This window comes from Paraburkholderia sp. BR13439, assembly GCF_040948805.1.
GTDB lineage: Bacteria > Pseudomonadota > Gammaproteobacteria > Burkholderiales > Burkholderiaceae > Paraburkholderia > Paraburkholderia youngii.
Genome location: NZ_JBFPKN010000010.1, coordinates 96,339 through 116,954, shown reverse-complemented (window position 1 = coordinate 116,954; position 20,616 = coordinate 96,339). Strand labels below are relative to the sequence as shown.

Below are 20,616 nucleotides of genomic sequence, written 5' to 3'. Positions count from 1 at the left end.
GCTTCGTCGAGCAGATGCGAAGCGCGGCTTCGGTGAAAGTGCGCGGAATGCGAGCTTCTATAGGGTAGGAATGAACCTGGGGCCGTGCCGACGGATACGGTCACCCATGATGCGCTGGAGCCTTCGTCTGCAACTGGATCAAGTCGATTGCGTAAAGCAGTTCTTCGAGCACGATGGGCTTGGCAACGACGGCATCGACCTTGCCAGCGAAACTGGCCGCGTCTTCCGGCCGCGCCACCGCAATGATGTGCGGCTTATCGATGCTCGTATCGAAGCTCTCCGCGAACCACAACGCTGTCGTAATCGAATTGACGGGAACGTCGAGGATGATCAATTGGCGCGACGGCTCTAGCCATATTTCATGCCAATGGTCGAAACCGAGCGCTTTGGAGCGCCCATATCCCTTTACATTGAGCAGAACCCGCAGAGAATCCCGGACCGCCTTGTCGTCTCCAACGATGACGACCGCGCCGATGCATTGTGATGGTCTTTTCACTGCGTGGGCCGTCGCGGCCCGCAGTTGCCACTGACAGCGCTGCCATTGCACCCGGGTCATTTCGTAGTGGCGCTGCGCTTTCGACAGCGCATTCAGCGATGTTGCCGGGTTACTTCTCAGCTGTTGCAGAACGCGAGTTGCCTGGTCCAGTGCGGTGCAGGCAACGCAGAAGGCGAGCTTGTCTTCTGCCGTCGGTCCCGGATTCGAAGATGACACGCCGCGTTTCTCCCGAGCCGGTACGCACGTTTTGTGCCGTAGACCTTGCTCATTCCCGCAGCATAGGGCGGCAGGGCGCAAAATTCCAGGCGCGGCTCAGTCCATTCGCGGCTTGAACGCATACTGCTCGATCTCGCCGCCGCGTGCGACCACCGCCGTGCTCTCGGGAATTTCCTCCCAGATGCCCGGCAAGTCCGAGAGCGGCTCGGACAGCACGAGGAACGCATTCTCGCCGGCCGTCCTGATGCGCTCGTCGTCGGGATACAACTCGCGCAGATGGCGGAACGACGTGCTGTGAAACAGCGAGCGCGACTGGCCTTCGCTCGAATAACGGACCGCGATGATCTGCTCGCCGTCGGTCGCGCACACGGTCATGTTCAGCGGTTCATCGACGCCATGCCGGCGGCCGGTGGCTTCGACGAAGCCGACCATCCGCTCGAGCGCGGTGACGGGCGTGAGCTCCAGCCCGAAAGTCAGCGCCAGAAAAAACAGCACCTCGGAATCGGTCGAGCCCTCGATGGACGGGAACAGATCGGGGTCGATCTGCACCATCAGATCGCGGCGGACCTTCGGGTAGTTGCGCACCAGCCCGTTGTGCGCGAACAGCCAGCGGCCGTGGCGAAACGGATGACAGTTGGTTTCCTGCGACGGCGTGTCGGTCGCCGCGCGTATATGAGCAACGAATAGCGGCGAATGGATCGCCCGGGCGGCCTCGCGTAGATTGCGATCGCTCCATGCGGGCTGAATGCAGCGGTAGCGAAACGGAATGTCGGTGGGATGGCCATACCAGCCGATCCCGAAGCCGTCGCCATTGGTGGTGGTGGCGCCGAGCCGCGAATGCATGCTCTGATCGATCAGCGAATGCCGGGCGTTGAACAGCACGGTTTCGAGCTGAAGCGGATTGCCGGTATAAGCGAGCCAGCGGCACATGATTGGCCTCCTGTCGGTTGCGCATGACAAACCTACACCACCGCACGGGCGGCGTTTGTAGGACCAAAGTCCGATTGAGGGAGACTTGATGCATGTCACCATAGACAAAGACGTTGCGCGCTAAGGTGCGTCCGTGCCGGGCATCAAGGCAGCCCTCCATGCACGAAGCGGACGTCATCCGCAGTTTGTCCGTTTCAAATCCCTTTCGCGACCTCGCGCCGACCTAATCCGATAGAGGCAGGACGCACATGAGCCATTTGCTGGACAGGTTACGTTACTTTACGGCCCCCCGTCCGCAGTTTTCGGATGGTCACGGTGCTGTCACAGATGAAGACCGGCAATGGGAGGACGCTTACCGCAAACGCTGGCAGCAGCACGACAAGATAGTTCGTTCCACTGATGGAGTGAACTGCACGGGGTCCTGCTCATGGAAGATCTATGTGAAGGGCGGCATCGTCACGTGGGAAACGCAGCAGACGGACTATCCGCGCACCCGGCCCGATATGGCCGGGATCGTCGGGCTTGCAGGGGGCCTTGGCGGATTCCTGCTGCCGATTATCTTCGGCATCCTGCTGGATTTTTTCAGGGTGCGTTCCATCTGCTTCATGTTCCTGTACGGGATCGTCTGGGTTTCGCTGATCTTGATCTATCTGTCGGAAGTGCGGCGTACACCGGTCGCGGGTTCCGTGGCCTAGCCGTGTTCGCCAACGCGCAGCACTGAGATTCGCGCAGGCTGCAGGCTCTGCCAGCCAGCCTGCTTTTTTGCTGACGGAGGTGCCCGATGAAACGCCGTGAACTGTTGGTTGCTCTGGCCGCAGGCGCGCTCGCCGAGGGTTCTACCAGCCTGGCGCAGGGCGCCCAGGCGAAATTCACCGATCAGATCGAGTTGCCCAAGCCCAACCTCACAGGCACGGTGTCCCTCGAGGAAGCCATCGCGAAGCGCAGGTCCGTGCGCCGATTCGCGTCGAAGCCGCTGCCCGTCGAAGTCATCGGCCAATTGATGTGGGCGGGGCAGGGCATCACGAGCTCGGACGGTAAGCGCGCGGCTCCGGCGGCCGGCGCTTTGTATGCGCTCGAACTTTACGTGGTGACCGCCACGGAGGTGATGCACTATCTGCCGGAAGGCCATCGGGCCGAGAAGCGCGCCAGCCACGACCTGCGCCCCGCACTGCGAGCGCTTGCGGTCAACCAGGCGTCGGTCGAGGCGGCCCCGGCCTTGCTCGTGGTGGCCGCCGACCCCAGCAGGCTCACCGCGAGATATGGCGGGAGAGCCAATCTGTATGCCGATCTCGAGGTCGGGCATTCGACCCAGAACATGCTGCTGCAGATCGTCACGCTGGGACTCGTCGCCGTGCCCGTGGGCGCCGTCGACGGGGCTCCGGCGGCGCGCAAGCTCGGGCTGCCTCACGGTGAGACCGTCCTCTATCTGATCCCGGTAGGCTATCCGGCCTGAGCCATTCGGAGAGGCACGATCAGTTCGATCAAACCTTCGCGAGTTTTACGGTCTCCAGCGTCGGGCGGCAATCGGCCAACGCCTGGGGCTGCACTCGCCTTGTTGCACGACCGGCAGTAGCGTATCGACACAGTCCAGCGCGTCCGTCAATCGCCCGAGCACGATCAGCGAGCGCGCCGCATCGAGACGACCGTGAAACATTGCGTCGCGCGGTCCAGCCCGTTCCACCATGTCGATGAGCTGCCCGATCTCGGCCTTGACGCGCGCGCGGTCGATAGGCCAGTGGCGGTCAATCCAGTTCCGAAGTGCGCGAACCAGCACCACGCAATCGTCGTACTCACACTGCAAGCTATCCATTGCCACCCTCAGCCGTATCCCGGGTCGGCCTGACCGAGCCGTTCATTGGGGAACAAACCATCCCCATCTCGCCCGCATCTACATGTCAAGCAAGCGGCGCGCCACGTGTCGCCGGTGCTGTGCATCGTTGCTAGAGCGGGGCTCGGCCATGTTCTCGCAATTCGGGCTCGAAGAATATCCATCGAGCGGTTGGAAAGCGCTCCTTCAATTCGTGCTCGATGCGGTCGATCGTGCGCACCATCTCGTTTGCATTGTCGTGCGGTTCGAGTTCGGCCTGAATCGCAATCACCAGATCCTCCGACCACTTCAAGGCGATCAGACTGACGATGCGACGGACTTCGCGGCGCTCGCTGAGCCACGCGCGCATCTCCTGGCGTATGCGCTGGTGCGCCGATTCACCCACGAGAAGCGATTGGATCTCGCGCATCGAGAACAACGCCGTGGCCATCAGCACGATGCCGACGCCGACACTGCCGAGCGCATCGTAAAGCGGATTGCCGGTGAGAACCGTAATGCCGATCGCGATCAGGGAGACGAGCACGCCCGTTACCGCGGCGGCATCCTCGCTGACCGCGAGCATCACGGACGGCCTGCCGCTTTCCTTGAACCAGTTCAGTAGCCCGCCGGCGCGATGCCGGGGCTCGATCGTGCGAATGGAGGCTCGGAGAGCCACTGCCTCGATCACGCCGGACACGCACAACACGCCGATCGCGAGCAAGGGCTGTTCGAGCCGTGAGTGATGGATTGCTCGAAAGCCGCCGATCACCATCGACACAACGCCGCCAAAGATGAAAAGCTGCATCGCCACCAGCATTGCATAGACATAGGTCGCGCGTCCGAAGCCGAGCGGATGTTGCTCGTCGGGCTCGGCTCGCGCGGCGCGGTGACCGACGAGCAGCGCAACCTGGTTCAGACAGTCGGCGCTGGAGTGTACGGCTTCGGCGAGTGCGGCCCCCGAGTTGGTGTAGAACGCGACGGCGAACTTGCACACGGCGACGGCGATATTCGATGCGAGGGCGTAGTAGACCGCCCGTGGCGCAGATGATATGGGCCGCCCGGACCCGGCCCTCATGACCCTATCTCCTTGTTCAAATCGAAAACGGGCGATTCCCGACCTTGGAGATTGAACAGCAAAAAGCAGACCTCGAGACGCGAGACGCCTGTCGACTACAAGAGAGTCCAACCGATCAGGCGTCCGTTGCAGTGTGCGAGCTGGAACATTCCCATCGACCCTCTGTCACCTCTATTGAGGAACCTGACGAACGGAGACGCAACATGACTTCCCACGCGACGACTGCCGGCGATCAACCGAACCGGCCGGCACTGAGTGCCGACGCATCCGCAACACGGCAGGCAAGCGACGCGGTCGCGCGCTTCGTCGAGGAACTCCAGGCCGGCTGGGACCAGCATGACGCGGACCTGTCGAACCGCCACTTTGCCGCGGACATCATCTGGGGCAGCCCGTTCGGTGCATCTGTTCGTGGCTACGCGGAACTGCATCCGATCCATGCCCGCTTGAAGCGATCGGGAAAGGGTGGCAATGCTTCCCGCTTCGAGATCGTCGGTGTTCTTGCGCCGGCTCCGGACGTGGCGGTCGCGCAAGTTCGGCGCGTAGCGCTCGGCCCGGACGGACACGTGGCGGAACCGTCCCATGACCTCGCGGCGTCGTTCTCCGAGATGGCCCTTTACGTACTGGTGCGCCGGGACGGAGTGTGGTGGGTCGCGGCAGGGCAGAACACGCCCATTCGGCCCGCTCCATAGCGTGACGACGGGCCGCTTGCGGGCTTCATATCGACAGATGCCCGGCAGCGGAGTCAAGGCCGCTGTCGGAGTGATCTTGCGCTACAGCGGCAACGGGATCGGCGACCGAAACAAGTGAATAGCGCTGCAGCAACTTCCTGAAAAATCGCAAGAAAATTACACTGCTTCACGGCTCTATACGAAGCGCATCTCCACCCCCGCTCAAAATTCAATCGGCCCGTGGCTCAAAATCCCCTCGCGCGGACACTGCATTACACCTTTCGGTGGCTTTTTCGTCTTACATTCCCCCTTTCCCTGGATGCAGGTTTTGTCCTGCTAAATAGAGGGTCTGTCCGTTGAGCATGTGACAATTTGGCCCTACAGTGCGTCTACTAAAAACAGTCTGACCGTTCGGTTCAGCACACGGAGCGCACTATGGTCTATCAGATCACCCTCAATTTTGAAGACGGCGTAACTCGGCTTATCGACTGCGAAGAGGGCGAGCGCATTACCGACGCCGCGATTCGCGCCAAACTCAATATTCCCCTCGATTGCCGTGACGGCGTGTGCGGTACCTGCAAGGCCGTATGCGAATTCGGCGAATACACGACGGGTGACTGCACGGATGAAGCCATCAGCGCGGAAGAGCTGGCCCAGCGCAAAGTCCTGACCTGCCAGATGAGCCCGAAGTCGGACTGCGTGATCCAGATCGCGTCGAGCTCGACGGGCAAGAGCGCTCGCATGCACCAAGGCCGTCTGACGTCGATCGAGCGCGTTTCGGAAAGCACCATTGCATTCGCCGCCCAACTCGAAGACCGTGTTGGTCTCGAATTCAAGGCCGGTCAATACGTGAACGTGACGGTTCCGGGCACGGATCAGACCCGCAGCTACTCATTCTCCTCGGGGACCCAAGACCGTGACGTCTCGTTCCTGGTGCGCAATGTGCCGCAAGGCCTGATGTCCACCTGGCTGGCCGAGAAGGCGAAGGTCGGTGCTGCGCTCGAGTTCAAGGGTCCATACGGCGGTTTCTATCTGCGTGAAATCGGACGTCCGGTTCTGATGCTGGCCGGTGGCACGGGGCTCGCACCGTTCCTGTCGATGCTTGACGAGGTCCTGAAGAGCGGCGGCAGCAAGTATCCGATTCACCTGATTCTGGGCGTGAATACGGACAACGATCTGGTGTGCGTTGATCAACTCGAAAGATACGCGAAGCTGATCCCCGGTTTCACGTACGCAACGGTTATCGCGGACAAGACGAGTGCTCACCCGCGTAAGGGTTGGGTCACCGATCACATCGAGGCCGCTCACCTCAATGACGGCGAAGTCGACATCTACCTGTGCGGGCCGCCCGCGATGGTCGATGCAGTAAGCAAGTATCTCAAGGACCAGAACGTGAATCCCACGAGTTTCCATTATGAAAAATTCGCTACGGCGGCGCCCGCACAAGCTGCTGCTCCGGCTGCGGCTTCTGTAGTCGTATCGCAAGTGGTGGATGCGCCCGTTTCGTCCTCTGACGCGGCCAGGGCTCTCGAACTGGGCTTGCTGCTCGGTCGCCTGAACGCAGATCAGATCCACAAGTTCGGGGCCTTCGCTGCGGCACAGAAGGCGCTGGTTCAAGCAACGGGCGATGATCAACTGGTCAAGCTGTACGCAGAATTCGCACAAGACGATTTCGTGATGAAGGCGCTGGCCAAGCACGTGAAGCATGATTCCGGGGCTATGTCGGCTCTGGCTGAAGAAGCCAAGGCCGGTGGTTGCCCGTTCCACGCGATGATCGACCAGGCGCCGGCGACGGCGCTCCCCACATACTCGCATGAATTGAAGTGGCCCGAGGGTATGGAGCCGTTCAAGGTCGTTGACGACGGTTCGCAGGGCGACCCCTACGCACACTACCAGTGGATGCGTGAAAACGCACCGGTTCTGCGCTGCCAGTCCACGACGTCCGACGTCTGGTTCCTCTCGCGTTACGAAGACGTGTTCAAGGCCGTCCGTAACACGAAGCTGTTCTCGTCGGAAGTGGTGAAGCCGGTGCCGCTCACGTTCCTCACGCTGTTTGACGGTGAAGCACACTCGCGTCTGCGCACGATTCTGCAACCGTCGTTTACGCCGCTGGCAATCGATCCGTTTGTTGAAGCGGTGACCGCACGTGCCAACGAACTGCTGGATGCGATGATCGCCAAGGGCGGTGGCGACGTGGTTCAGGACTTCTCGATTCCGCTGTCGATTCGCACGATTTCGGCCATGCTGGATGTTCCGGCAGAAGACGAAGAGAAGATGAAGTTCTGGTCGGACGAAACCTTCTCGTACTTCGGACGTATTGCACGTAACGCGCTGGGCACCGGTACCGATGAGCAGAGTGCTAACGATTTTTGGGAATACCTCCGCGTCCAAATGCTGAAGCTCATGGAGACGGACAGCCAGTCGATTGGCGCGCACATCGCACGCATGTGGAGGGACGGGCTGCTCAGCGAGAAAGAGGCAAAGGAGCTGTGCTCGTTCGTGTTCATCGCCGGTCACGACACGACGACGATCCTGGTGGCCAACGCGTTCCGTATGATGGCCGAGCAGCCGCACCACCTCGAACGACTGCGCGCCAACATGGACGACTGCGAGAAGTTCGTGGAAGAGACGGCACGCTATCGTGGCACCGTTCAACGCGTGTCCCGCGTGACGACCGCTGATACGACGGTCGCCGGCGTTCATATCCCGAAGGGTTCGATCATCCGACTGCTGCTGTCCTCGGCCAACCGTGACTCGCGCAAGTTCCCGGACGGTGAGACGTTCAACATCGACCGCGATAACGAAGCACACATGGGCTTCGGAAACGGGATGCACAAATGCTTGGGTATGCCGCTGGCGAAGCTGGAGACGCTGCTGTCGGTGCGTGCGCTGGCACAGAAAGTGGGTTCGATCTCGCTCGATGCCACGAAGGAAATCAAGTACGTGCGTGGCAACAACTTGACGAACTCGGGACCGGAGCACCTGTTTGTCAAGCTCACGGGGCGCTAACCCAGCAGGAATCGCTCCTGGGCAGTAGAACGATACTCGGTTGGCCGTTCTCCCACTTGTTTGCGGAAGAAACGGCCGAAGTAGGCTTCATCCTGGAATCCTAGTTCGTTGGCGATTTGCTTCACGCTCATCGTTGAATAGCCGAGTAGTCGTTTCGCTTCATGGATAGAACGTGCGTCGATAGCCTCGATCGCTGAAGTACCAAATGCAGCATGGCAGATTCGGGAAAGTTGGCCGGTGGTTACGCCCATGTCTTTCGCGTACTCACCGACTGCCCGACGTTCCCGACAGTGCTTGTCGAGTAGGGCGCGGAATTTTTCAATTCTGTCGGCCAGTGTTCGTTGCTCGGGATTTGCAGCCAGTTTCGCACTTTCGCTAAGACGTCCAACCTTAACGAATAAAGCGATCATCCGTGCAGCACCCGCAGCGAGCTGCCAACGCGCGTCTACCAGCGTCTCTTGTCGGATCGATTGAAAAACGGTCTCTAGCGGGGTGCCCTTGTCAAGGTTGAGTATTCCCGACAGAACTGCCGGAGTTCGAACGAATTCCAGTAGATCTGGGGCCAAGGCCATGATCACGGATTCGAGTGCTGGCTGAGCCGCCGTAACAACGTGTCCCTCAATGTCGTTCGCGAAGTGGAAGTTATGCACCGATTGTGCAGGGACCGCGATGAGACAGGGGGCCTGAAATGTCCAGGTCCTGCCGTCAATCGAGGTCTCTCCACCACCGTGGGTGATGTATAGAACCTGGATGAGGGCACGGTGGACGTGAGGCTTGATTTCGAAGTCGAAAAGACTGGCACGTAGTGAGATAGGCTCGTAATGAACCATATCGTCATGAGGGGCATTGCTTTCCGCTCCGTAGAGCACGAAGTTCGAAATCGCATTTTGCTCCTGTTGCACAGTTTGTCCTGTTATTTGAGTGGTTTTTCCATTGTCACATACTTGGCCTGTGTGTCAAATGGCGGAGCGAGTCTCTATAGAAGTGACCTTTTTCAAAAAGTCGGGTATCCATATGAGTCAAGAAATCCAAAATCCGGCGCAGCCTGGGCTGCGCCTGAATGGCAAGATTGTTGTCGTGACGGGCGCAGGCTCGGGTATCGGTGCCGGCATCGCACAGGCGTTCGCGCGCGTGGGGGCCCACGTTGCTCTCGTGGATAAAAACTTCGAAAGTGCGAAGGCCGTAGCCTTGTCGCTGCGTGATGAGGGTCTGATTGCATTGCCGTTCGCTTGCGACGTATCGGATGAGAAGTCGGTAGCCGCTGCCGCTGACGATGTGCGTGCCACGATGGGTCCGGTCAACGCCCTGATCAACAATGCGGGCTTGCTCCGCGCAGGTTCGCTGGAAACGGTTTCGATCGAGGACTGGAATCTCTCGCTGTCCGTGAACCTGACGGGCTACCTGCTGTGCGCTCGTTCGTTCGGCAAGGATATGCTGGCCGCAGGCAAGGGCAGCATCGTTCACGTGGCTTCGATCGCAGCACTCAACCCGCAAACGAATAGCGGCTCGTATTCGCCGGGTAAGGCAGGTGTGCTCCTGCTCTCGCGTCAACTGGCAGCAGAGTGGGGCCCCCGTGGTGTGCGCTCGAACTGCGTGCTCCCGGGCATGATCCGGACTGCACTGTCGGCCAAGTTCTATGAAGAGCCGGGTTTCGAAGAGCGTCGTGCGCAAGTCGTGGCCTCGCGTCGTATCGGTGAACCGGAAGATCTGGCAGGACCCGCACTGTTCCTGGCCTCGGACCTCGCGGCCTACGTCAACGGCGCAGAGATTCTCACCGATGGCGGTCTGAACTGCATGCTCATGGACCAGGTTCCACGTCCTGGTTTCAACGCAGTGCCTGCAAAGTAATCAACAACAACAAGGAAGTCAGACATGACGAAGATAACTTGCGATTTGGTGGTCGTTGGTTCCGGTGCAGCCGGACTTGCTACGGCAATCACTGCAAAGAAGCGCGGCCTCAATGTTGTGGTCGTGGAAAAGGAAGCAGTGTTCGGTGGCACAACCGCACTGTCAGGCGGCGTTCTCTGGATTCCGCTCTCCCACTATGGCCGTAAGCAGAATCAGGCAGACTCGGTAGCGAAGGTCAAGCAGTACCTGCGGGAAGAAGCGGGCAAGAATTACGACGACGCTGCTGTCTCGTGCTTCATCGAGAACGGCGCGAAGATGGTGGACTTCTTCGAGAAGGAAACCGAGACGAAGTTCGTACCCACGATGTATCCCGATTACAACCCGCATAAGCCAGGTGGACAGGATATCGGCCGCTCGATTTTGGCCGCACCGTACGACATTCGTGGCCTCGGCAAGGACATGAATCGTCTGAAGCCGCCGCTCGAAACGATCACGTTCATCGGCATGATGTTCAATTCGAGCAATGCCGACCTCAAGCATTTCTTTCAGGCAACGAAGAGCTTCAAGTCATTCTGCTACGTGGCAAAGCGTCTGGCCACACACGTCAAGGAACTGACGCTCTATCGTCGCGGCATCAACGTCACGAGTGGTAATGCGCTGGCCGCACGGCTCGCGGCCTCGGCGCTGAAGCTCGGTATTCCGATCATGACCTCGACGCCGGTTCGTGGTTTGCTGACCGAAAATGGCAAGGTCACGGGCGTGCGCGCTGTGGGCTCGGACGGTGAAGTCCAGATCGTGGCAAAGCACGGTGTCGTGCTCGCAGCAGGCGGCTTCCCTCACGACCCCAAGCGACTGGCCCAAGTCTACCCGCACGTCAAGAATGGGGGCACCCACTTGAGCCCGACGCCGGAAAGCAATACCGGTGACGGCGTCAACATGGCCGAGAAGGCTGGTGCGGCACTGGGTATGGGCTATGCCGACGCCAGCGCATGGATGCCGGTGTCGAAGGTGCCGCTCAGTGGTGGTTGTACCGGCGTCTTCCCGCACCTGCTGGACCGCTACAAGCCTGGCATTATCGGTGTGCTGTCCAATGGCAAGCGCTTCACCAACGAATCAAATTCGTACCACGACGTTGGTGCAGCACTGATGCGTGTATGCGAAGGCAAGCGTGAAACCGCGATGTGGCTCATCTGCGACAAGGATGCGCTGGCGAAATACGGTCTGGGCTACGTCAAGCCTGCACCGATGCCGACCGGTGGTCTGATCAAGAAGGGCTACCTGATCAAGGGCAAGACCCTGCGTGATCTGGCGAAACAGTGTGGTATCACCGCGGACACGCTGGAAAAGACGGTCGCTGAATACAACAAGGGCGCGGTCGTCGGCCAGGATATGCAATACGGTCGCGGCACGACGGCGTTCAACCGCTATCTGGCTGACCCGGAAAACAAGCCGAATCCGTGTGTCGCACCGGTCCAAAACGGTCCGTTCTACGCGGTCAAGGTGCTGATGGGCGACCTCGGTACGTTCGACGGTATCGAAACTGCGGTCACGGGCGAAGTGCTGCGTAAGGATGGTTCGCAGATCGAAGGTCTGTACGCAGTGGGTAACGACCGCAAGTCAATGATGGGCGGTGCTTATCCGGGCGCTGGTATTACCCACGGTCCGAACATGACGTTTGGCTACGTCACGGGCAACACGATTGCAGACAAGGTGAATGGGAAGGGCGCATGGTAAATCTCGCAAAGCCGCTGGTCGATCACCGGACGTACACGATCGCACTTCGCAAGATGCCGGAGTTTCTGGAGGTGTTCAATCGATTGGCCATGCCGATTCTGCTCGAAACGCTGGGCCATCCTTTGGGTTTCTGGACCTCGATGGTTGGGCCACAGAATCAGTTCATCCATTTGTGGGGCTATGAGGATCTGGCCGACTACGAGCGTCGTTGTCGAGCCCGTGACACGCACCCGGACTTTCCCAAGTATCTGGCGGCGTCGGGCCATCTGATTACTGCGCAAACGACCCAGCTTATTCGCGCTACATCGATGCCCGGCGTCGCAAAATAACAGCATTGCAACTGGGGCCTAATGAAGCGATAAGGTATACGACTTACTAATGGACGAGTCCAGGCTGGGCCCCGGTATAACTTAGATGAAGTGCAGGTTCCACTGACCGTTATTGACAGAAAACGCTGCCTTATCCGAGCGCCATAAAACCCCGGAGAAAACTCGTCGGTAAGCAGTTGACCTCCGAAGTGTTCGGCGGTGCCAACAGGTGCGAAGCGCGTGGTGTGCACGTTCGATCTGCGGTCGCATAGCGGGGAACATCCGTACAGGTTGGGTGACCGTACACGGAGACGGCAAGGAAAGACGGTGGCGCGTCGCGTTCGTCCCTCGGTGACTTCAATTGCGTTGCGATTTCCGTTCGGCGTGAATCGATGGACACACGGTATTCGCAGCCGTTGACGCTCGTGTGCGTGAGCGACGCACGCGTGTAATTCCACGTGCATCGGCGAGACACCGGATAAGGCAGAAAAAATATTTCTCGTTCTGTCAAATTCCTCTGTATTCCGATATGTTCCACCGATGCCGGGAATCGCCAGCAGCGGGTGTCGACGGCGAGTTTGGGCCTGTTCAAGATGCGATCAAGGTTGTGCGTCGGAGCAAGTCATGCCGGTTGTCAGGAGTTTCGCGCGGGGGCAATGGGAGGCGCTCGGACGCAGACTGGATGCGCTGCCGGAAAAGGCGAAGAGTGATCAGCCGCTCAAGGTAAGCGATGGCGTCAAATCCATCCAGAAACAGATCGGCGCGGCCCGAGAGAAGGTCTACACGCTCGGTGAATTGATCGAACAGGCTGTGCAGGAAGGTATCGACGTGACGCCCAATTCCTTGAGATATGCGATGCGCAGTACGGAAGGAAAGGGGCGAGTTCGACGGAGCGGAAAGGATTCGGTACGAGACCATGCCGCAAGACCTGTGTGAGGCAGGAAGGCGTCGCAGGCGGATGCGACCCGCGATGGATCTTCGCGGGTCGGATCACAGCAGAAAGGGGATGGCGGTGTGACCGCGCTTGGGCAACCGGTGCAGGCGAGGCAAGTGGAAGGGACTTCGCGGAAACGTATGAACCGCGAAGACGCTGAACGGATGTCGCCCGACGCCGTCGCTCACGCACCGGCCGGAAGCCTCACCGACAAGCAGACAGACGAATAAAGATTTCCGGGCATGGCGAGGTCGCATTCCGCCAGGATAGGGGACTGTCGAGATACAGCCTTATGTCGCCACTGCCCGACCGGGCCGGTCGGGCCAGTTCATTCTTCAGCCATGATGCGAGTAGAGCAGCGCCCCGGTCGGCGATATTCCTTGGGCTTCGTCGTTCCGGCGTCGCCAGCCAAAAACAATTGCTGCCAGGATGTCGGTCGCGGATTGGGGAAGCGCGGACTTGATAGGTTCACCGGCCAGCAAGCGTTTCGATATTGACTTCAATAGCATAAGTGATAATATTATCACTTAATCAGGTTGGTTTGCGTTGGAAGTGCCCCACCGGCACTCCAGGTGCACGATACAACGGCATCAGTCGAGTGGTCGTTCGGAGCGAATCACGCGACGTCCAGAGCGTGAATCCAGTAGGGTTCGATCAGGCGTCCTATCGTCTTGCCTCTCACTGCTCCCGACCATTGATCGCATGGTTCACACCGCCGTGTACCGTGCACCATGGTGCGCGTACACCATCCGTGAGGCCGCTGCTTGCGATTGCAACAACCATGTGATTGAACAGCCGAAGGTGCACCCATGACCAACTACCATCGCCAATCGCTCATTTGGGGAGCCGTCGCCTTGTCGGCCGGCATTCTGCTCTGGAGCCTGCGCGCCGTGCTGACGCCGTTTCTTCTCGGGGCAATGATCGCGTACATCCTGCAGCCAGGCGTCGAATGGCTTGCACGTCATCGCACGCCAAGAGGACTTGCAGCGCTTCTGATGATTTCTCTATTCGCGTTGGTGATCGCGTCGGTCGCTTTGCTTGCATTCCTGGTCATCCAGGAGGAAGTGCCTGAATTCGCAAGACAGGTTCCATCGCTTGCGGCGAAGCTCGAGGTCATTCTCAAACCGCGGCTCGCATGGCTGGGAATCACCTACTCGCTTGATCTGGCGAATGTCCGTGATTGGGTCGCGGCACATCTGATCGCAAGCGAGCAGGGCGCTGCTCTTACCGTTTGGCGGTACCTTGGCACAAGCGGCAATGTAATGATCACCGTCGTGGGAAATGTAGTGCTTGTGCCACTCGTGCTCTTTTACCTGCTCTACGACAGGCATGAGGCTTTCGCGCGCCTGGAAAGCTTCGTGCCGCGGCGCTGGCTAGGAAGGACGCGCGACTTCGTCGCAGAGATCGATCACATGATGTCACAGTATCTGCGGGGGCAACTGCTTGTCGTCGCGATACTCGCAGCGTTTTACCCCGTTGCACTGGCGCTCGCTGGACTGGCCATCGCGCTGCCCATCGGTCTTTTGACGGCGTTTGCCGTTTTTATCCCCTATGTCGGATTCGCGACGGCGCTGACGATGGCGCTGCTGGCTGCATTGCTGCAATTTCACGACTGGTATGGCCTGGGTGCGGTGATTATCGTGTATGGAGTCGGGCAGATTCTCGAAAGCGCAATTCTTACGCCCCGGCTCGTCGGCGAGCGGATCGGTTTGCATCCGCTGGCGGTCATTTTCTCGTTATTGGCTTTTGGGAAGCTTTTCGGTTTCTTCGGTGTTCTGCTTGCGCTGCCTGCGAGCGCCGTCTTTGCTTCCGCTTTGCGAGAACTGCGTCGCCGTTATCTGACAAGTGCGCTTTACCAGGCGTGACCAAGCAGTGGCCACGCGCCCCCTGGACGGCGCGTTTCGGCAAGGCAACCGGAGTGTGGGTGCGCGAGCAGCCTCCCCTATGGACGCGTCCCGACAGAATCGAGACATCTAATACGCGCTGCAGGCAGGCGGAACGCCTCGCGGTCGACGCCCGTACTCAATCGGTCCGCTCGTGGCCGGGCACAGCACTATTCCACTTCAGCTGGTTACATCCTCTGCCGCCGCGGGCAGCGGACGCCGGGCGATCTTTTCTGCCTCCAGCCGTTTGAGACCAAACCCCTGCAGGACGATGGCCGCTGTACGTTCGGCAAACCTGTCAACTTTGGACCGTAACACCTTCCGCGGGCGAACCGTCCGCATCGATGATGCTGACATATCAAGCTCAGCAGCGACTCCTGCGATCACAGTGCCAATTGCGGAAACGACGCAAATCAACTCATCCGCGATCATGAAGCGCTTTTTTGAAATTCCTGTCGCCGCATCTCGCAGCAACCGCTGACCGAGACCCGTGCTTAGCGCGCGCGTAGATAGCCCCTCGCGAATCAAGAATTGTCCCCAGACCGGCTCGCGGCAGGCGCGCAGGAGCGTATGGCGCACTGACACGGCTATCACTTCCGCCGGGTCGGCCAATCCGGTGGTGAGTCCGTCAAGCGTGTTCGCGAAGTCTTCGAAGAGCCAGTCCACGAGCGCTGCGAGGATTCCTTCCTTTGATTCGAAGTAGTTGTAGAAGGACCCGAAACCCACGTCGGCGGCATCTGTGATCTCGCCGATCGTGACGCTGTCCATTCCTTTTTCCGTCACTAGTCGGAAGGTGGCGTTCAGCAACCGGACTCGAGTCTCGTGCTTGCGCCGGGCTAAACGGGGCGATTGCTCAAGCACCGGCTCACGACTTGCGATCTGCGCATGGACCGCCGCCGACCGACCGCTTGCACGCTTGTTACGGACATCTGGCACGTTGCCTCCCGATTCTCTGTTCCATCAGATTTTAGATTTATATGTCATGATTGACAATAGTATCAAACATGGGTTTAATGTCACCTGATGCGGCTAGCGTCGCAGCAGCGGGACGCAGCGCAATCGTCTTTGATGCGCTTCAGGGCACTGGGATCGCGATTCGTAGGCTCCCGTGCACATAGGGCGCGTGGGCATGAGCCGACGCGACTATCCGGTGCTGCTGTCCCGCTGCCAGGTGCAGCCTGGCGGTCGCGATGACGCGCCACAACGCTTCGGAACAACGTTCAATAGCGTTGTAAGCGGATCAGTAACGCATCGGATGGCATTCCGACTTTTGCGCTGGTGACAAGGCGTGCTTCTCACGGACACCCCGGCTCCTGTCAGCGCGGATCGCTTTTTCTTCCTGGATTCATCATCTGCCTTGGAAACATCGTGAAACATTCCGGTCCTGTCGCGCTGAAACGGGCGCGCTCCTCGTTTCCCTCCCTCGTCCGGCCAACGCACCGGATACCCGTTGTCATCATGGTGTGCGGCGCACTTCTCCTTAGCGCATGCCATCAGCGCGAAGCGCTCGTGCCGCAGCCAAAGCCCGTCGTGGCGCGCGTGGTTCATCCCGATGGACGAATGGCCGACGCATCGTTGCCGGCACAGGTGCAGGCGCGGTATTCCACGCCTCTGTCGTTTCGGGTCGGCGGCAAAGTGATCGAACGGCGCGTGCGTATCGGCGACACCGTGAAGGCGGGGCAAATCGTTGCGCTTCTCGACCCGACCGATCTTCAAAACAATCTCGTCAACGCGCGCGCGCAACTCGACGCTGCCGAGCATCGTCTCGTTTTCGCGAAGCAGCAGCTCGATCGTGACGAGGCGCAGGCCCGTGCGAACCTGATCGCAACCGCGCAGTTGGAGCAGACCCAGGACGCCTACGCTTCCGCGCTCGCACAGCGCAATTCCGCTCTCGCACAGATGGCACTTGCGACGGATCATCTCCGCTATGCAACGCTCACGGCCGAGCACGACGGGGTCGTCACGTCGGAAGATGCCGATACCGGTCAGAACGTGCAGGCCACCCAAGCCGTGTACCACCTCGCCTGGACGGGCGACGTCGACATCGTCTGCGACGCGTCGGAAAACACGGTGAACGCGCTGAGAGTCGGCAGCAAGGCGCGCGTCTCGTTGTCGGCGCTGCCTGGCAAGTCATTCGATGCGACCGTGCGCGAGGTGTCCGCCGCCGCAGATCCGGAAAGCCGCACGTGGCAGGTCAAGCTGACATTGACCGCACCCACTGCCGAAGTACGTCTAGGTATGACCGCCAACGTTGCGTTCGATGACGCACACGAGGGCGCCGTGGGCGGGGCCTTCACGGTGCCGGTGACGGCGCTTTTTCACCAGGGCGAAAAGCCTGCCGTGTGGGTGGTCCGCAACGGTAGCGACGCGCTTGAACTGCGTCCGGTTACGATCGCGCAATACGGCGAACGCACGGTGTCGATAGCTGCCGGTCTGCACGATGGCGACCGCGTCGTGCTGCAAGGCGTGCATGCCGTGAGTTCGGGCCAACACGTGCAGATGGTGCCTCCGCTACATCCGGAGGACTTTCCGTCATGAACGCGCGTGACCAGCAAAATGCGCGCGACAGCGCACCCGCAAGCGCCTCGAACGAGACTGACACCAGCGGAACCGGTTTCAATCTTTCAGCCTGGGCGTTGCGGCACCAGCAGCTCGTGATTTTTCTGATCGGCCTCGCCACGCTGTTTGGCGTGATCGGCTATACGCACCTCGCGCAGTCGGAGGATCCGCCATTTACGTTCCGCACCATGGTCATCAAGACCTACTGGCCCGGCGCGACCGCGCGCGAAGTGCAGGAGCAGATCACCGACCGGATCGGCCGTCAATTGCAGGCGGCGCCTTATGTCGACAACATCAAGAGCTACTCGCGGCCCGGCGAGTCGATGATCTTCTTCGCCATGAAAGATTCGGCGCCCGTCAAGGAAGTGCCCGAGACGTGGTATCAGGTCCGTAAAAAAATCGGCGACATCGCGGCGACGCTTCCGAAAGGAACAATTGGCCCGTTCTTCAACGACGAGTTCGGCGACGTCTACACGAATATCTATGCGCTCGAAGGCGATGGCTTTTCTCCCGCGCAGCTGCACGACTATGCGGACAAACTGCGCACAGTGCTGCTGCGCGTACCCGGTGTTGCGAAGGTCGACTACTTTGGCGACCCCGATCAGCACATCTTTGTCGAGATCTCGAACGCGCAACTGACGCGGCTGTCGATTTCGCCGCAACAACTCGCTCAGGCCATCGACGCGCAGAATGCCGTTGCCCCCGTCGGCACCATCACGACGGCGGATGACCGCGTGTTCGTGCGCCCGAGCGGTGCGTTCAAGGACGAACAGGCGCTCGCGGACATGCTGCTAACGGTTAATAAGCGCACATTCCGGCTCGGCGATATCGCGGCCATCAAGCGTGGCTACGACGATCCGCCTGTCACGCAAATGCGTGCCGGCGGTCAGGCGGTGCTCGGCATCGGCGTGACGATGAAAAAGGGCGGTGACGTCATCGACCTCGGCAAGGCGCTCGACGCAAAGGCGGCTGAACTGCAGGCGACGCTTCCGGCGGGTCTCAAACTCGCTCCGGTCTCGAGCATGCCCCACGCGGTCAAGCACTCGGTCAACGAGTTCGTGCGCTCGGTCGGTGAAGCTGTGGCGATCGTGCTGGTCGTCAGCCTCGTTTCGCTGGGGCTGAGAACCGGCATGGTCGTCGTCATCACGATTCCGATCGTGCTGGCGATGACCGCGTTGTGCATGCATCTGTTCGGCATTGGCCTGGACAAGGTGTCGCTCGGCACGCTCGTGCTGGCGCTCGGGCTGCTCGTCGACGATGCGATCATCGCCGTCGAAATGATGGCGGTGAAGCTCGAACAGGGCTGGAGCCGCATGCGTGCTGCTGCCTTCGCCTATACGAGCACGGCCTTTCCGATGTTGACGGGAACGCTCGTGACGGTCGCCGGCTTTCTGCCGATCGCGCTCGCCAAATCGAGTACGGGCGAGTACACGCGCTCGATCTTCGAGGTGTCGGCGATCGCACTGATCGTCTCGTGGTTCGCGGCGGTCGTGCTGGTACCGCTGCTCGGCTTTCATATGCTGCCCGAACGCAAAGGTCACGAGGGCGCGGCTCACGGGCACGAACACGATGTCTACAACACGGGTTTCTACCGGCGCCTGTCGGGCTGGGTCTCGTGGTGTATCGACCGGCGCTGGGTGGTGCTCGGCGTCACCGCCGTGCTGTTCGCAATCGCAATGGCGGTGTTCACACGCGTGCCGCAGCAGTTCTTTCCGAACTCGGAGCGCCCCGAACTGCTGGTCGACCTTAGGCTGCCTGAAGGCGCTTCTTTCGAGGCGACGCTGCGTGAAGCGAAGCGGCTTGAAAAGGTTCTGGACGGCAAGGCCGAGATTGAGCATTACGTCGACTTCGTGGGAACAGGGGCGCCGCGCTTCTATCTGCCGCTCGATCAACAGCTGCAGCAGCCCAACTTCGCGCAGTTCGTCATCACGGCGAAGGACGTCGAGACGCGCGAGGAGTTGATGCACTGGCTCGACCTGAAACTCGAGAAGGACTTCTCCGGCGTTCGTACGCGTGTCGCACGACTCGAAAATGGTCCGCCCGTGGGCTTCCCGATCAAGTTCCGCGTCAGCGGCGACGACATCGCGACGGTGCGCTCGATCGCGGATACGGTGGCGGAGCAGGTCCGTGCCGACCCGCGCACGCGTAACGTCCAGTTAGACTGGGACGAGCCGGCCGAGCGTTCCATGTCATTCGAGATCGATCAGAACCGGGCGCGTCAGCTTGGCGTCACCTCGCAGGACGTCTCCAGCTTCCTCGCGATGACGCTTTCCGGCTACACGATCACCCAGTACCGCGAACGCGACAAGCTGATCAACGTCGACCTGCGCGCGCCGAAGAACGAGCGGGTCGATCCCGCAAAGCTCACGAGCCTGGCGATCCCCACGCCCAACGGCCCGGTGCCACTCGGCTCGCTGGGACACGTCCGCGACACGCTGGAATACGGGGTCATCTGGGAGCGCGACCGCCAGCCGACCATCACCGTGCAGGCCGACGTGCGCGGCGACGCGCAGGGCATCGACGTGACGCGCGACATCGAGCATGCACTCACCGCTGCGCGCGCCAGATTACCCGTCGGTTACCGGATCGAGGTAGGCGGCGCGGTGGAAGAGAGCGTCAAGGGCCAGACATCGATCAACGCGGAAATGCCGTTGATGATCATCGCGGTGCTGACGCTGCTGATGATCCAGCTGAAAAACTTCGCAAGAACGTTCATCGTCGTGCTGACCGCGCCGCTGGGCTTGATCGGCGTGGTGGCCGCGCTGCTGCTGTTCGGCAAGCCGTTCGGCTTCGTCGCATTGCTGGGCGTGATCGCGATGTTCGGCATCATCATGCGCAACTCCGTGATCCTGGTGGACCAGATCGACCAGGACATCGCGGCAGGGCAGGCGCGCTTCGACGCGATCATCGGCGCGACCGTGCGGCGGTTCCGGCCAATCATGCTGACGGCCGCCGCCGCGGTGCTCGCGCTGATACCACTGCTTCGCTCGGGCTTCTTTGGCCCGATGGCAACCGCGCTGATGGGCGGCATCACCATCGCCACACTTCTGACGGTGTTCTTCCTGCCGGCGCTCTACGCGACCTGCTTCAGGGTCCGGCGTGACGAGCGCGACGCGCAACCGGTCGTCGTCGAGCATACGGAGGTTTGA

Annotated in this window: 16 protein-coding genes and 1 pseudogene; 11 read left to right on the top strand and 6 right to left on the bottom strand. The window is 60.4% G+C overall.

Features of this window, described 5'->3' with window-relative positions; genetic code table 11:
* Nucleotides 1-100: 100 nt before the first annotated feature.
* The gene (locus tag AB3X96_RS20755; RefSeq protein WP_368591159.1) at nucleotides 101-712 is read right to left on the bottom strand and encodes a response regulator receiver protein; all 612 of its coding nucleotides are present in this window, start codon (nucleotides 710-712) and stop codon (nucleotides 101-103) included.
* 96 nt (nucleotides 713-808) lie between these two features.
* Nucleotides 809-1,642, bottom strand: coding sequence for a class II glutamine amidotransferase (locus AB3X96_RS20750; protein WP_176120320.1), 834 nt, complete (start codon nucleotides 1,640-1,642; stop codon nucleotides 809-811).
* 248 nt (nucleotides 1,643-1,890) lie between these two features.
* Between AB3X96_RS20750 and AB3X96_RS20745 the strand changes: the two are divergent.
* Both AB3X96_RS20745 and AB3X96_RS20740 read left to right on the top strand, forming a co-directional pair.
* Nucleotides 1,891-2,213, top strand: a pseudogene (locus AB3X96_RS20745) (nitrate reductase); the annotation flags it as partial.
* A 210-nt stretch (nucleotides 2,214-2,423) separates the two neighbouring features.
* A complete protein-coding gene (locus AB3X96_RS20740) occupies nucleotides 2,424-3,095 on the top strand; it encodes a SagB/ThcOx family dehydrogenase (protein ID WP_368591158.1) in 672 nt (223 codons plus the stop codon).
* A gap of 45 nt (nucleotides 3,096-3,140) precedes the next feature.
* Here the strand turns inward: AB3X96_RS20740 and AB3X96_RS20735 are convergent, their stop codons facing one another.
* Entirely contained in the window at nucleotides 3,141-3,452 is a 312-nt protein-coding gene (locus AB3X96_RS20735) for a hypothetical protein (protein WP_368591157.1), read from the bottom strand.
* 130 nt (nucleotides 3,453-3,582) lie between these two features.
* Complete coding sequence (locus AB3X96_RS20730; RefSeq protein ID WP_368591156.1) at nucleotides 3,583-4,524, bottom strand: cation diffusion facilitator family transporter; 942 nt, start codon at nucleotides 4,522-4,524, stop codon at nucleotides 3,583-3,585.
* 203 nt (nucleotides 4,525-4,727) lie between these two features.
* Between AB3X96_RS20730 and AB3X96_RS20725 the strand changes: the two genes are divergently transcribed.
* On the top strand, nucleotides 4,728-5,213 hold the full coding sequence (locus AB3X96_RS20725; protein WP_368591155.1) for an SgcJ/EcaC family oxidoreductase: 486 nt from the start codon (nucleotides 4,728-4,730) through the stop codon (nucleotides 5,211-5,213).
* 414 nt (nucleotides 5,214-5,627) lie between these two features.
* Complete coding sequence (gene benC, locus AB3X96_RS20720; protein ID WP_368591154.1) at nucleotides 5,628-8,201, top strand: benzoate 1,2-dioxygenase electron transfer component BenC; 2,574 nt, start codon at nucleotides 5,628-5,630, stop codon at nucleotides 8,199-8,201.
* On the opposite strand, the gene AB3X96_RS20715 is transcribed toward benC, so the two are convergent.
* The gene (locus AB3X96_RS20715) at nucleotides 8,198-9,103 is read right to left on the bottom strand and encodes a helix-turn-helix domain-containing protein (RefSeq protein ID WP_018437509.1); all 906 of its coding nucleotides are present in this window, start codon (nucleotides 9,101-9,103) and stop codon (nucleotides 8,198-8,200) included. The two genes, benC and AB3X96_RS20715, sit on opposite strands and share 4 nt — an antisense overlap.
* 112 nt (nucleotides 9,104-9,215) lie before the next feature.
* On the opposite strand from AB3X96_RS20715, the gene AB3X96_RS20710 reads away from it, so the two are divergent.
* From AB3X96_RS20710 to AB3X96_RS20690, 5 genes are all read left to right on the top strand, one after another.
* Nucleotides 9,216-10,049 (top strand): SDR family NAD(P)-dependent oxidoreductase, encoded by an 834-nt coding sequence (locus tag AB3X96_RS20710; RefSeq protein ID WP_368591299.1) that lies wholly within the window; start codon nucleotides 9,216-9,218, stop codon nucleotides 10,047-10,049.
* Between the two features lie 24 nt (nucleotides 10,050-10,073).
* The gene (locus tag AB3X96_RS20705; RefSeq protein ID WP_368591153.1) at nucleotides 10,074-11,783 is read left to right on the top strand and encodes an FAD-dependent oxidoreductase; all 1,710 of its coding nucleotides are present in this window, start codon (nucleotides 10,074-10,076) and stop codon (nucleotides 11,781-11,783) included.
* Nucleotides 11,777-12,112 carry an NIPSNAP family protein gene (locus AB3X96_RS20700; protein WP_368591152.1) on the top strand — a complete coding sequence of 112 codons (336 nt, stop codon included), beginning with the start codon at nucleotides 11,777-11,779 and terminating at the stop codon, nucleotides 12,110-12,112. Before AB3X96_RS20705 ends, AB3X96_RS20700 begins: the two co-directional genes overlap by 7 nt.
* A 603-nt stretch (nucleotides 12,113-12,715) precedes the next feature.
* Complete coding sequence (locus tag AB3X96_RS20695) at nucleotides 12,716-13,027, top strand: hypothetical protein (RefSeq protein WP_368591151.1); 312 nt, start codon at nucleotides 12,716-12,718, stop codon at nucleotides 13,025-13,027.
* Nucleotides 13,028-13,834: 807 nt separating this feature from the next.
* On the top strand, nucleotides 13,835-14,890 hold the full coding sequence (locus tag AB3X96_RS20690; RefSeq protein WP_368591150.1) for an AI-2E family transporter: 1,056 nt from the start codon (nucleotides 13,835-13,837) through the stop codon (nucleotides 14,888-14,890).
* A 198-nt stretch (nucleotides 14,891-15,088) separates the two neighbouring features.
* On the opposite strand, the gene AB3X96_RS20685 is transcribed toward AB3X96_RS20690, so the two are convergent.
* Entirely contained in the window at nucleotides 15,089-15,844 is a 756-nt protein-coding gene (locus AB3X96_RS20685) for a TetR/AcrR family transcriptional regulator (RefSeq protein ID WP_368591149.1), read from the bottom strand.
* A 522-nt stretch (nucleotides 15,845-16,366) separates the two neighbouring features.
* Between AB3X96_RS20685 and AB3X96_RS20680 the strand changes: the two genes are divergently transcribed.
* Nucleotides 16,367-17,446, top strand: coding sequence for an efflux RND transporter periplasmic adaptor subunit (locus tag AB3X96_RS20680; RefSeq protein WP_368591298.1), 1,080 nt, complete (start codon nucleotides 16,367-16,369; stop codon nucleotides 17,444-17,446).
* Complete coding sequence (locus tag AB3X96_RS20675; RefSeq protein WP_368591148.1) at nucleotides 17,443-20,616, top strand: efflux RND transporter permease subunit; 3,174 nt, start codon at nucleotides 17,443-17,445, stop codon at nucleotides 20,614-20,616. Before AB3X96_RS20680 ends, AB3X96_RS20675 begins: the two co-directional genes overlap by 4 nt.